The organism is Salinibacterium sp. GXW1014, from assembly GCF_044769865.1.
In the GTDB taxonomy this organism is placed as follows: Bacteria; Actinomycetota; Actinomycetes; order Actinomycetales; family Microbacteriaceae; genus Homoserinimonas.
In genome coordinates, this window is record NZ_JBIZWA010000002.1 from 130,610 (window position 1) to 142,972 (window position 12,363).

Below are 12,363 nucleotides of genomic sequence, written 5' to 3' on the forward strand. Positions count from 1 at the left end.
GCTACTCCCATGCCTGAGGGTCACTCCGTCCACCGCATCGCGCGGCAGTTCTCCCTGCACTTCGTCGGCCACACGGTCGCCGTGTCGTCCCCGCAGGGGCGCTTCGCGTCGGGGGCGGCCCAGCTCGACGGGCACCGGATGGTCGACGCGGTCGCGGTCGGCAAGCAGATGTTCCTCGAGTTCGACCACGGGCTCTGGATGCGCGTGCACCTCGGCCTCTACGGCGCCTGGGACTTCGCGGGCGACATCACCGCTGACGCGACCACCGCATCCGCCGACGGCCGCATGGGCCAGACCAACATGCGCGGCACGATCGTCGACGCCTTCGAGGGCAAGGTTCCTGATGCCGCGGGCGCACGCGGTGAGAATGAGGCGAGCCTGCGCAGCATCGGCGCCCCGCGCCGCACGCGCCTCCGCATGGCCGAGAACGAGAAGCTCGGCGACGACATCGCGGTGTTTCCCCCGGAACCCGTGGGGCAGGTGCGGGTGCGCCTGCTCACCGCCGTCGCGGTCGCCGACCTGCGGGGCCCGACCGCGTGCGAGGTGCAGACACCGGACGAGGTCGCCGCGTCGATGGCGAAGCTCGGTCCCGACCCACTCGTGGGCGACCCCGGCGAGGGCGAGGAGCGTTTCGTCGCCGCCGTTCGCCGCACGACGACGCCCATCGGCCTCCTGCTCATGGATCAGAAGGTCGTGAGCGGCATCGGCAACGTCTACCGTGCGGAGCTGCTGTACCGCGCCCGACTCGACCCGCACACGCCGGGCAAGCAGGTGCCGGAGGAGCTCGTGCGCGAGCTCTGGCGTGACTGGGTGTACCTGCTCGGCGTGGGCGTCGAGACCGGCCAGATGATGACGATGGACGGACTGGAGGGCGAGGCCTATCGCGCCGCGCTCGCGAGCCGCGACGACCGCCACTGGGTCTACCACCGCGCTGGGGAGCCGTGCCGGGTGTGCGGCACCAACATCGCGATGGAGATCGCCGCTGGCCGCAAGCTCTACTGGTGTCCGCGCTGCCAGAAGTGAGGCGTCTGCCATGATTTCCCCATGCGGCACACACCTCACTTCATCATCACCGACCCTGATGAGGTCAAACGGCTGATCCGGCGCAATCCATGGGCGACGATCGTCTCCCACACCGCGAAGGGCCTTGTCGCATCCCACTATCCCGTCGTGCTCGAGGAGGGGCGCGACGAGATCAGCATCGTCAGCCACGTCGGCCGTCCCGACGATCGCTCGCTCGAGCTCGGCCAGCATGAGGTCATGGTCATCATCCAGGGGCCGCACGGCTACGTCTCGCCCGGCTGGTATGGCGACGGCCCGGCCGTGCCGACCTGGAACCACGTGACCGCACACCTCTATGGAACGCCCGAGATCCTCAGCGATGAAGAGAACTGGCAGGTGCTCACCGACCTCGTGCACCGCTTCGAAGACGCGATGCCGCATCCGAAACTGCTGGAAGACAACGAGGAGTACGGCCGCAGCATCATGTCGGGCACGGTCGGGTTCCGCCTCAGGGTCGAGCGCTTCGAGGCGCGAGCGAAGCTGAGCCAGAACAAGCCGGCCGAGGTCGTCGAGTCGGTCATGCAGGGTCTGGAAGGCGGCGGAGACTACGCCGATCCGCAGCTCGTGGACGAGATGCGGCGAGTGCACGGGGCAGCGGATGACTAGCGCGCGTGTGCTGACGAACGCGCGCGTGGTGGGATCCGATCACGGCGACGCGGTCGATATCGCGATCAACAATGGACGCATTGCCGCGGTGTCGCCCGCGGGGGAGCAGGTGCCGGATGCCGGCGTCGAGGTCACGGATCTCGACGGGCGCTGGGTGGCACCCGGGCTGTGGGACAACCACATCCACATGAACCAGTGGGCGCTCGCAACGCACCGCCTCGATGTCTCGTCCGCGATGTCGGCGCGCGAGGCAGCCGGCCTCGTCGCCGAGGCGCTCCGGAGTTCGCCACCCGCCCTCGACCACGATGGGCGCCCGCTCACCTTCGTCGCCAATGGCTTCCGCGACGGCGTGTGGCCGGATGCGCCGAACCTCGCAGACCTGGATGCGGCGAGCCCCAATATCCCCGTCGTGGTGGTGAGCTTCGACCTCCACGCGGTCTGGCTCAACACCCCCGCGCTCGAGCGCTACGGCCTCGCGGGACACCCGAGCGGACTGCTGCGGGAGGATCCGGCCTTCGAGATCGAACGACGCGTCAATGAGGTTCCCGACGCCGTGCTCGACGCCTGGGTCTCGGAAGCCGCTGCCGCGGCCGCGGCCCGCGGGGTCGTCGGGGTCGTCGACCTTGAGATGAGCTGGAGCATGGATGCCTGGCTGCGTCGACAGGCTGCCGGCGTGGACGCGCTCCGCGTCGAGTTCGGAATCTACACGCAAGACATCGACCGTGCGATCGGCATGGGCCTCCGTACGGGGCAGCGCGTCGGCGAGCTGCTGACGGTCGGGCGACACAAGATCCTCACCGACGGCTCGCTCGGCACCCGCACGGCCTACTGCCTCGACCCCTATCCCGGAGTTCCCGCCGACCAGCATCCGCACGGACTGTTGACGGTGCCGCCGGAGGAACTGCTGCCACTGCTGCGCCGTTCGTCGGATGCCGGCATCCTCGCGACCGTGCATGCGATCGGCGACCACGCCAATTCCCACGTGCTCGATGTCTTCGAGCAGCTTGGCGTGCGCGGGGGACGCGTCGAGCACGCGCAGTTGCTCGCCGAGGCTGATATCGCGAGGTTTGGGCGCCTGGGCATCGAGGCGAGCGTGCAGCCCGAGCACGCGATGGACGATCGGGACATCGCGGAGCGGCACTGGCATGGCCGCACGGAGCGCGCCTTCATGCTGCGTTCGCTCCTCGATGCGGGCGCGACGCTGCTGCTCGGTTCCGATGCGCCGGTTGCGCCCCTGGACCCGTGGGTGACGATGTCTGCCGCCGTCAGTCGCTCGCGGGATGGTCGGCTTCCGTGGCATCCGGAGCAGGCGATCACGACGGCTGAGGCACTCGCGTCGTCCGTGCGCTCATCCGTCGCCAGTAGCGAACCGGCAGATCTCGTTGTGACGGACGAGAACCCGCTCGAGGTGGAGGCGGTCTCGCTGCGCACGATGGCGGTCGCGGCAACCATGCTCGGCGGTCGCTGGACGTTCCTCGGCCTCTAGCCTTGGCCGGCCTTCCTCAGCGCAGGGAGCCGATCCGCGTGACGATGCGCGCGACGTCCCGCACTCTCTGCTCGTAGCGGATCGCGAGGGCCAGGAGGATCGCGCCGCCGATTCCCGCCCAGACGTACCAGTCGGCCGCCTCGTAGACCGCTCGGATCTGCGGCGCGAAGGTGCGCAGCGCGTGCGCGAGGACGACGACCGTGCCGATCACGAAGGGCGCCTGCAGGCGGAACGCGACGCCCGCGACGATCGTCAGCACCGCGACGACACCGAGCGCGACGAGTCGCCACACCTCCGGCTCGAAGAAGGTGGCAAGGAGGGTGGGAAGCAGCAGGAGCGCGATTCCCGGTCCGAGGTGGGGCCAACTGCGTGATTCCGGCACCCGGCGCAGGGTGATGGCGCCGCCCGCGATGAGTGCGAGCGCAATCGGGGCGCTGAGCAGTTCGACGTGGTCGACGGTCCAGCTGCCGAGCACCGCGACGAGCGCTGCAAGCGCGAGGCTCGTCCACGCGGTGACGACGCCGAGCGGGGGAGCGGTCCATTGCAGGGCAATCACGTGGAGGGCGCAGAGCGCGAACACGAGGACCAGGATGCGCAGCAGGGCGAGCCCGGCATCCGATTCATTCGCGGCCGCGACTTCTGCGCCGACGGCCAGCACGATCGCTCCGCGGAATACCCAGTGTCCCGTCGTGCTCGCGATACGAGCTGGCCCGGTGGCCAGGTTGCTCCGAATCCGTGCAACGATGCTCCCGGCCACGGCGAGAGCGGCGACGCCGGGGAGCAGCCAGGCCTCCAACGGCTCGCCTTCGGTCAACGCCGTATCCGAACGGATGACCGTCACAATGACCGTCCCGATGAGGCCGACGGACGCGGCCGCCGCGGCCAACCGAGCCGTTGCGCCGACGGCGCTCCTCCGCGATACCAGGAGGCTTGCGCCGAGGAGCAAGGCCGCCGAGACGGTGAGTGTCAACACGGCGCGAAGCGTCTCGGCCACTGTGGGGGCCGCGGTGCTGAACGCGAGCGGGACGATGGCGAGCGCGAGGGCGAAGAGCAGCACCCAGGGCGAGACCCGCGCCGATCCACCGTCGGTCGAACGTGCTTCGCGACGCCGGATGAGCAGGGCGATGACAACAAGGCCGAGCGCGGGCGGCAACACGTAGGGTTCGGGCTGCACTACGTTGCCGGTGTCGAGTGCCCACCACAGGGCGGCCGTCGCGAACGCGAGCGCCACCCAGCCGAGATGGCGACGTCGCGACCGGGACCCCACAAGTCCGTCTGCACTCGTCGCTGCGAGGGCGATGGTGATTGCAGCCAGGGCGAGCACGATCCATCCGTCCTCGATTCGCCCTGACAGGGTGGCCAGGAACGGCGGGACGAAGGCGAGTGCGGCACCGACTTCGAGGGCCTGCCTGTTCGCTCGGCCGCCGGTGTCGTAGAGCGAGGTGTGGAGCAGGAGTGCCACGGCGGTCACGACTGCCGCCACGAGGGCGGGCGCGAAACTCGGCATCGGCCCGGATGGCAACCAGACGGTGGCTGCCACCGACAGTCCGAAGGCGAGGGTGGGCGCGACCGTGAGGGCGGCCGCGTACTGCTCCGTTGCTGCGCGGTAGTCCTTTCTCAGCGTCAGCCACGCGCACGCTCCGGCGGCGATCAGCGCGAAGGAGGTCACCGTGAGCACGGGCAACGGCATGTCGGAACTCCACTGCGCTGCCACCGCTACGGAAGCGACGACCGCGGATGCCAGGGCCGCCCAGAACACGCCGCGGGCCTCCGCGGACCTGACGGGCGTGCGGAACACAGCTGTGAGGAGGAACAGCCCCGCCGCGCCGGCAAGGGCGCCCACGGCTTCCGCCCCCGTGCCGCCCGCGAAGTGTTCGGCCGCTGCGGCTGCGGCAAGCACCACAACACCCGTCCCTGTCGTCGCGAGGGACACCCTCGTCAGCTCGGATTGCGCCGTGCGGAGCGTCAGGATGATCGCGGCGAGCGCCACGACGCTTGTGACGGGCCACGTCGAGTCGGAACCCCACCCTGCAAGCCACGCGAGCCCGAGGCCACCGATCGCGGCGGTGGTGAAGCTTGCGCGCAGGTGAGGCCAGCGTCGTCGAAGCACGAGTCCTGCAGCTCCGAGGGCGATCCAGCCCGCGATCATGAGCCAGAGACTGGGCAGTACGGAAGGAAGCAGGAGGGCAGCGACGCTCGCGGTCACGCCCAGCACGGGCGCTACGCGGGCCAAGGAGCGGAGGACAGCTGCCGCCGCTACGGCTGCGAGCACGAGCGCGAGCGTCCCCGCCACGGCATCGAGTTCGGAGAGGAACCACACTCGGAGTTCGGAAGCATCGCCCCGTGCGCCCAGGAGGGATTCGGCGACGGCTGCCGTCGTATTCGCGAGGGCGAGGGTCACGGCCGGCGCTGTCGCCAGAAGCGCGACGACCGCGGCCGTCCCGGCAGCCAGACGGAGCGGAACGCGATAGGCGGCATATTCCAGCCTCAAGAGCAGCGTCACGAGCAGCGCCGCAGCGAGCGTAGGAGCCGCGATGGTGAGGAGGGGGAGATCGCTCGTCTCCAACACGCGGAGGCCATACGCGGCACCCGCGAGTGCGAGCGCTCCTCCCGCGACAGCGCCAGAGAGGGCCGCTCCCACCCGGTCATACGAGCTGGCGGAGCGCACGTGGAGGACGGTGTGCAGCGCGGCCACTAGCGCGCTGCCCACGAGTGCGAGGCTCGCGCCCGCCGCGAGCTGCGGTGCCATGAGGAAGGAACTGGCTACAGCGGCGAGCAGCGCGGGAGCGCTTACGAGGGTGACGAGGAGCCGTTCAGGCTGCGCTGGGCGGCGGCCGTTGGCCGTTCGAAGCCAGGCCGTGTGTTGCACGATGCCCGAGAGCGCGGTGGCGATCGCGACCGCGAAGATGTCCGCGCCGGTCTCAAGGGAGGCAACGAGACTCGATGCCAGCACGGCGGTGCCGACTGGAATTGCGAGGTACCCAACGAGGCTCGCTGCGCGGAGACTCGAGAGGCGATGCCAGGTGATGAACGCGACCCCGCTCGCGAGGAGCACGATTCCCCAGTACCGAGCGCCGTCGACCGAGGCAACACCGAAGAGGTCGTTCGCCCGGATGGCGAAGGCATCCAGGTAGGTGAGCACGAGGGCGAAGACGGCGACGGCTTCGCTGCTTGCGCTGAGCGATCGGCGTCGCAGGATGCCCGCGGTCACGAAGGCGGCCACCGTGACGCTCGCAATGATGATCGAGCGCCAGACCAGCCCATAGTTGATGAAGGCGTACACCATGAAGAAGATGGCGAAGACCGACAGGAGCGAGATGCCCGTTACCAGCAGGGCCAGTTGCACACCTGAGCGGCGTGGGCCACGGGCTTCCGCTTCTCCGGTGCTCGGGGCCCGGTCACGCCCGCGGTTTCCGTCGGGGAACATCGACGGTGCCTGGGGCAACGGAGCATTCGGCTGTGCGGGCCCCGAGGGGACAGGCGCCTTGGCCTGGACGTGCGTCGGGGGCGCCGAAGTCAGGGGAGACGGTGTCGGTGCAACGGCCTCCCTCGCCGTCGCGCGCATTGTCGCGATGAGGGAGGCACGCTCGTCGAGCAGTTCCGCGGCTCGGAAGGAGAGCTCAGCAAGCTCGGCTGCGCGCTCGTGGGAGAGGTCAAGGCCGCAACGCTGACAGGTGGCGGATCGAAGTGAAGTGAAGCAGGACGGGCACTTCGTTGTGTCCTTCAGGGACGACGAAGCTGCCGACAAGTCCTGCGCGAGCGCGCCCTGATGCTGTTCTGTTGCTTCCACCTGATGCCTTCCGCCTCAACTGGTCTGACCCTAGCGGCGGGGAAAGGCCACGGCAGTGATCTCGACACGAATGTGGAGAACGTGCTGGAACCCCTGTGGTGGAGCAGCGGTACTAGGGGCGCCCGACGAGCGGGGTGCGGTACGCCGAGGAGACCTGGATCTCGGGGCGGGGAGGCTGCACCTCATTGGTCCACATGAGGCCGTTCCACCAGCGGACCTGGGGAAGGCCGAGCGGGTCGTGGTACCAGCCAGCGGGAGCGGTCGAGGTGACGGCGCTGTCGAATGTTGCGGTAGAAGACATCGGGTGACTCCTGAGTGCATTGCTCGGCAGGTTCGGGGCCTTGCCAAGCTCGGGTGGGGTAGCTCGATGCTAGCCCCCAGTAGGGGGGACATTGCAATATACGGCGGGGTACATTTTGCCCCGCGGACGGGGGCCACGATTTCGGGACATCCACTCGCAGCCGCCTTTGAGCAAGCTGTGGTCGCCTGTGACCGGCACGCCGCCGGGCTGCCGGAAAGGAACGCCTGATGCAGCCGACGCTCGACGCCACCGCAGCCTCGACCCCTGGGTGGTCCGAGCGCGGGATTCGGGTTGCCTCGGTTCCGGCGAACCACGTCTATGTCAGGCACATCGCGCCGGGGGCGAGTCAGGATGCCGACCGTGACGCGCCTCCCCGATCCAGATCCCTCCGATCCCCGGCGATCGACCGTCTCGACTTGGTGGCCTCCCGTCATGCTCGATCCGGCCTGGGTGCGTGACGCCGAGGACGTTGACATCTTCCACGTGCACTTCGGCTTCGACTCGCGCTCGCCCGCTGCGCTTCGCGAGCTTGTCGCCGAACTGCGCCGCAGAGGCATCCCGCTCGTCTACACGGTGCACGACCTTCGCAATCCCCATCACGACACAACGACGGAGCATGACCACGCGGGCTTCGATCGCGAGTCGCTGGCGGCGGCGATCCGCCTCGCCTACGCGGAGCGCCCCGACTTCAGCGCGTCGCTGGAAGCGAGGCGGGAGCAGCGAACCATGCTGGCGCGGGAGCATGCGCGCATTTACTCGGAGCTCCTCTCATGAGCGCAGCCCTTCGGGTGTGCCTCGTCGCATCGAGCCGCTATCCCGTCGCGGAGCCCTTCGCGGGCGGCCTCGAAGCCCACACTCATCTCCTGGCGCGCGAACTGATCGCCCGCGGCCACGAGGTCTGCATGTTCGCGGCACCCGGGTCCGACGATTCCCTCAACGTGCGCTTCCTCGACGTCGAGACGTTCACGCCGAGTGAAATGGCACGCCGGGATGCGAACGCCATGCCGGATGCCTGGATGAGGGAGCATCACGCCTACCTCGGGCTCATGCTCAGGCTCGGCCGGGGAGAGTTCGGCCCCTTCGACGTCGTGCACAACAACAGCCTGCATCACCTCCCGGTCGCGCTTGCGGAGTTCGCCGGATGCCCAATCGTCACGACGCTCCACACGCCGCCCACCCCGTGGCTGGAGTCGGCCGCTGCGTTCGCGCGGGGTGACGCGTCGTTCACTGCGGTCAGTGCCCACACCGCGCGGCAGTGGTCCCACGTGGTGGATGCGACCGTCGTGCACAACGGCGTCGACCTCACGCGCTGGGTTCCTGGACCGGGTGGGGGCGCCGCCATCTGGTTCGGCCGGATCGTGCCCGAGAAGGCGCCGCACCTTGCGGCAGCGGCGGCGAAGAAGGCTGGGCTCGCTCTCGATATCGTCGGGCCGCTGTCGGACCCCGACTATTTCGCGGGCGAGATCGAGCCGCTGCTCGGCGGGCGCATCCGGTACGTGGGTCACCTGCGGCACGATGCACTCGCCTCCGCCATCGGGGCCGCGTCGGTCGCGGTTGCGACGCCTGAGTGGGACGAGCCGTACGGGTCTCGTCGTGGCAGAGGCGCTCGCCTGTGGAACCCCCGTCGCCGCGTTCGACCGTGGCGCGATCTCCGAAATCGTCGACGAGTCGAGCGGATGCCTCGCCCGACCGGGCGACATCGATTCGCTCGCTCACGCGATGCTCGCGGCGACCCGATCTGCACCGCGCCCTCGCGATCTCGGCCGAGATGGATGAGCCCGTCACGGGGCTGTCATCGCTGGAGCGCCCTGACGAGTGGCGAGGCGAGTGGGTGCAGCTCGCGCGGGACGACGAAGGCGACAATCCGGCCGAAACGACCGCCGGCGGCGTGCTGCACTGGGCGCCGCTGCACGACGCCGGCCTGGCGGGCCGCATGACCGCCATCTCGGAATGGATCGGACGGTCGCATCCGCGGGCCGTCGTCGTCGATGTCTCGGTCGAGGTGGCGCTGCTCTGTCGCTTGCATGGCGTGCCGGTCGTGACGGTCGCGATGCCGGGGAAGCGCAGCGACCTTCCGCACTCGCTCGGGTATGCCTCGTCATCCGCCCTGATTGGCGCCTGGCCGGCGAGCGCGGAGGGCATCTTGAGCTCCGAAGCCGCAACAGTGAAGAAGGTGAGGCCCGTTGGTGGAATCTCGAGGTTCGCTGGCCGGCCGATCGCGGGAGAGCCAGATGAGAGGCGCGTGCTCGTGCTTCTCGGTCGGGGCGGCGACTCCGTCGATGCGTCCGCCCTTGAGGCGGCCCAACGTGAGACGCCTGATTGGCGCTGGCGGGTCGTGGGCGGCGAGGGGGGAGTGTGGGTCGATGACCCGTGGCAACTGATCTGCCGCGCGAGCGTCGTCGTGACCCACGCCGGCCAGAATTCGGTGGCGGATGTCGCGGCGGCCCGCCGGCCCGCCGTGATCCTGCCGCAGCGGCGACCCCACGACGAGCAGGCGGCCGCGGCGCGCGTGCTCGCTCGCGATGAATGGCCCGCCACCGTCATCCGGGAGTTCCCGAGCAGGGGCTGGAAGGAACTCCTCGCGGCCACCCAGCGGCTCGACGGCGAACTCTGGCGCGAATGGAACGACGGTTCGGGTGCGTCTCGCGCGGCTGAGGTCATCCGCTCAGCTGCCGGACTGGGAACGTGACGCGCCAGGCCGTCGTGACGATCGCCCATGGGCGCCACGACCACCTCCGGATGCAGCACCGCGGCATCGCCGCGGGCGATCGCCTTCCCGATGACCACATCGTCGTCGCGATGGACGATCCCGATCTGCTGCACTGGAGTCCTGGTGGCGCACCGGCACCGCATGTTGTGCCCATCGCCCGCGACCCGCTCGGGCTTCCCCTCGCGGCCGCGCGCAACCTGGGCGCCGAGGTCGCCATCGCCCGTGGGGCCGACGTCGTCGTGTTCCTCGACGTGGACTGCATCCCTGGCCCCGAGCTCATGTCGGCGTATCTCACGGCGGCCCTCAACCGCGAGACGCGCAACGACCTCCTGTGCGGCGAAGGTGGCCGCGGAGCGAGGCATCGAGATCGCGTGGCTCGGCGCAGCGCGCGCCTATCACCAGCACCACGCGGTGGAATCCCCTCCCGTGCGCCACCTCGAGGACATCCTCCGCAACGGGGCGATCTACGCCGAGCGCTGGGGGGAATGGCCCATGGAGGGCTGGTTCGAAGGCTTCGAGTGTCTCGGGCTCGTCGAACGAGACGGGAGGGGGTGGCGAGCCACTTCGAAGGAGGTCGACGCGCCGGCGAACCATCGCTTTATTGGAGGGGATGACGGGAATCGAACCCGCGTAATCAGTTTGGAAGACTGAGGCTCTACCATTGAGCTACATCCCCGCGGCCCCCGGTAATCCGGGTGCGCCCAGCAATACTAATACATCCGCGTCGGCGTATTTGTGCCCCTGTGCGTCGGCAGGGACACCGTCGGCTAGACTTGCCGAGGCCCTTTTGTGGGATGCCGGCATTATCCCGGGGCGTAGCTCAGGTTGGTAGAGCGCTCGGTTTGGGACCGAGAGGTCGCAGGTTCAAATCCTGTCGCCCCGACACATTTCCCAGTTTCCACTCGTCGACAATGAACACCCAGGAGAAAGCAGCAACGTGAAGACCACGCTGGAGAAGCTGAACCCGACGCGCGCGAAGCTCGTCATCTCGATCAGCCCCGAAGACCTCAAGCCCAGCATCGACAAGGCGTACAAGGCCATCGCAGAGCAGATCAGCATCCCGGGCTTCCGCAAGGGCAAGGTTCCCCCGGCGATCATCGACCAGCGCGTCGGCCGTGCCGAGGTGCTCAACCAGGCGGTCAACGAGGGTCTCGACGGTTTCTACCGCACCGCCGCCGAGGAGCACTCGCTGCGTCCGCTCGGTCGTCCCGAGGCGGATGTCACGACGCTTCCCGAGCTGAAGGACTTCTCCGGCGACCTCGAGGTCACCGTCGAGGTTGACGTGCGCCCTGAGTTCACACTGCCGAACCTCGAGGGACTCGAGCTCACGGTTGACGCCGTCGAGGTCACCGATGAGGAGGTCGAGGAGGAGCTGAACGGCCTGCTCGCTCGCTTCGGCACGCTCGTGACGGTTGACCGCCCCGCCAAGACGGGTGACTTCGCCCAGATCGACCTCGTGGCCACGATCGATGGCAACGAGGTGGACACCGCCAAGGGCATCTCCTACGAAGTCGGCTCCGGCGAGCTGATCGAGGGCATCGATGAGGCCCTCGACACGCTCACCGCTGGCGAGACCACGACCTTCGAGGCCCCGCTGCTCGGCGGCGACAACGCCGGCCAGAACGCGCTCATCACCGTGACGCTCAACGCTGTCAAGGAGCGCGAGCTTCCCGCGGCTGACGATGACTTTGCGCAGATCGCAAGCCAGTTCGACACGATCGACGAGCTCAAGGCAGACCTGCGCGAGCAGATCGGCAAGCGCAAGGCCATGGGCCAGGGCACGCAGGCTCGCGACCAGATCGTCGACAAGCTCCTCGAGCAGGTCGAGATCCCCGTCCCCGAGAAGCTCGTCGAAGACGAGGTGCACCGTCACCTCGAGAACGAGAACCGCTTGGAGGACGACGAGCACCGCGCAGAGGTCAAGGAGTCGAGCGAGAAGACGTTCCGCACCCAGATCCTGCTCGACGCGGTCGTCGAGGCCGAAGAGGTCAAGGTCGGCCAGAACGAGCTGACGCAGTACCTCATCCAGGGCGCCGCCCAGTACAACATGGAGCCGGGCGAGTTCATCCAGATCCTTGACCAGAACGGTCAGATCCCCGGCATGATCGGAGAGGTCGCGCGCGGCAAGGCTCTTGCCAAGGTCCTCGCGAAGGCGAAGGTCGTCGACAGCAACGGTGCCGAGGTCGACCTCTCGGCCTTCACCGCTGGCATCGATGACGCGGGCGACGACGTCGAGTTCCCCGCGATGCCTGGGGGCGGCACCGACAGCCACGGCCGCGAGCCGGGTCACGAGCACTACGGGCACAACCACGCCTGACCGGTAACTTGAGCCGAGGGCCCGCGCGAGTGATCGCGCGGGCCCTCGTCATATTCCGGGCGATTCCGCGTTTCGCCCCGTAGTTTGTTGG

9 protein-coding genes, 2 tRNA genes and 1 pseudogene are annotated in these 12,363 nt (G+C 68.8%); 9 read left to right on the forward strand and 3 right to left on the reverse strand.

Translation table 11 applies throughout. The features are described from left to right. Nucleotides 1-9 precede the first annotated feature (9 nt). Genes ACIQK7_RS10420 through ACIQK7_RS10430 form a run of 3 tightly spaced genes read left to right on the forward strand, consistent with a single transcriptional unit; the run spans nucleotide 10 to nucleotide 3,154 of the window. Entirely contained in the window at nucleotides 10-1,023 is a 1,014-nt protein-coding gene (locus ACIQK7_RS10420) for an Fpg/Nei family DNA glycosylase (RefSeq protein WP_403024401.1), read from the forward strand. Nucleotides 1,024-1,044: 21 nt separating this feature from the next. Further along, entirely contained in the window at nucleotides 1,045-1,668 is a 624-nt protein-coding gene (locus ACIQK7_RS10425; protein ID WP_403024404.1) for an FMN-binding negative transcriptional regulator, read from the forward strand. Next, entirely contained in the window at nucleotides 1,661-3,154 is a 1,494-nt protein-coding gene (locus tag ACIQK7_RS10430; RefSeq protein WP_403024407.1) for an amidohydrolase, read from the forward strand. Before ACIQK7_RS10425 ends, ACIQK7_RS10430 begins: the two co-directional genes overlap by 8 nt. A 16-nt stretch (nucleotides 3,155-3,170) precedes the next feature. Here ACIQK7_RS10430 and ACIQK7_RS10435 read toward each other — a convergent pair whose 3' ends face one another. Then, nucleotides 3,171-6,581, reverse strand: a complete 3,411-nt coding sequence (locus tag ACIQK7_RS10435) for an SCO7613 C-terminal domain-containing membrane protein (protein ID WP_403024409.1) — start codon at nucleotides 6,579-6,581, stop codon at nucleotides 3,171-3,173. Between the two features lie 475 nt (nucleotides 6,582-7,056). Beyond that, on the reverse strand, nucleotides 7,057-7,245 hold the full coding sequence (locus tag ACIQK7_RS10440; protein ID WP_325210402.1) for a DUF2510 domain-containing protein: 189 nt from the start codon (nucleotides 7,243-7,245) through the stop codon (nucleotides 7,057-7,059). 360 nt (nucleotides 7,246-7,605) lie between these two features. On the opposite strand from ACIQK7_RS10440, the gene ACIQK7_RS10445 reads away from it, so the two are divergent. The 4 genes and pseudogenes from ACIQK7_RS10445 to ACIQK7_RS10460 all read left to right on the forward strand — a co-directional run bounded on the left by ACIQK7_RS10445 (nucleotide 7,606) and on the right by ACIQK7_RS10460 (nucleotide 9,934). After that, nucleotides 7,606-8,019: a hypothetical protein gene (locus ACIQK7_RS10445; RefSeq protein WP_403024413.1), complete on the forward strand. Its 414-nt coding sequence runs from the start codon at nucleotides 7,606-7,608 to the stop codon at nucleotides 8,017-8,019. After that, nucleotides 8,016-8,543: pseudogene (locus tag ACIQK7_RS10450) on the forward strand (glycosyltransferase); the annotation flags it as partial. The gene ACIQK7_RS10445 and the pseudogene ACIQK7_RS10450, both read left to right, overlap by 4 nt. A gap of 217 nt (nucleotides 8,544-8,760) precedes the next feature. Beyond that, nucleotides 8,761-9,021, forward strand: a complete 261-nt coding sequence (locus ACIQK7_RS10455; protein WP_403025678.1) for a glycosyltransferase family 4 protein — start codon at nucleotides 8,761-8,763, stop codon at nucleotides 9,019-9,021. 157 nt (nucleotides 9,022-9,178) lie between these two features. After that, a complete protein-coding gene (locus ACIQK7_RS10460; RefSeq protein WP_403024416.1) occupies nucleotides 9,179-9,934 on the forward strand; it encodes a glycosyltransferase in 756 nt (251 codons plus the stop codon). Nucleotides 9,935-10,557: 623 nt separating this feature from the next. On the opposite strand, the gene ACIQK7_RS10465 is transcribed toward ACIQK7_RS10460, so the two are convergent. Next, a tRNA-Gly gene (locus ACIQK7_RS10465) sits at nucleotides 10,558-10,631 on the reverse strand. A gap of 133 nt (nucleotides 10,632-10,764) precedes the next feature. On the opposite strand from ACIQK7_RS10465, the gene ACIQK7_RS10470 reads away from it, so the two are divergent. After that, nucleotides 10,765-10,838 (forward strand) — tRNA-Pro (locus ACIQK7_RS10470). 54 nt (nucleotides 10,839-10,892) lie between these two features. After that, complete coding sequence (gene tig, locus ACIQK7_RS10475) at nucleotides 10,893-12,272, forward strand: trigger factor (protein ID WP_403024419.1); 1,380 nt, start codon at nucleotides 10,893-10,895, stop codon at nucleotides 12,270-12,272. The last annotated feature ends 91 nt before the right edge of the window (nucleotides 12,273-12,363 follow it).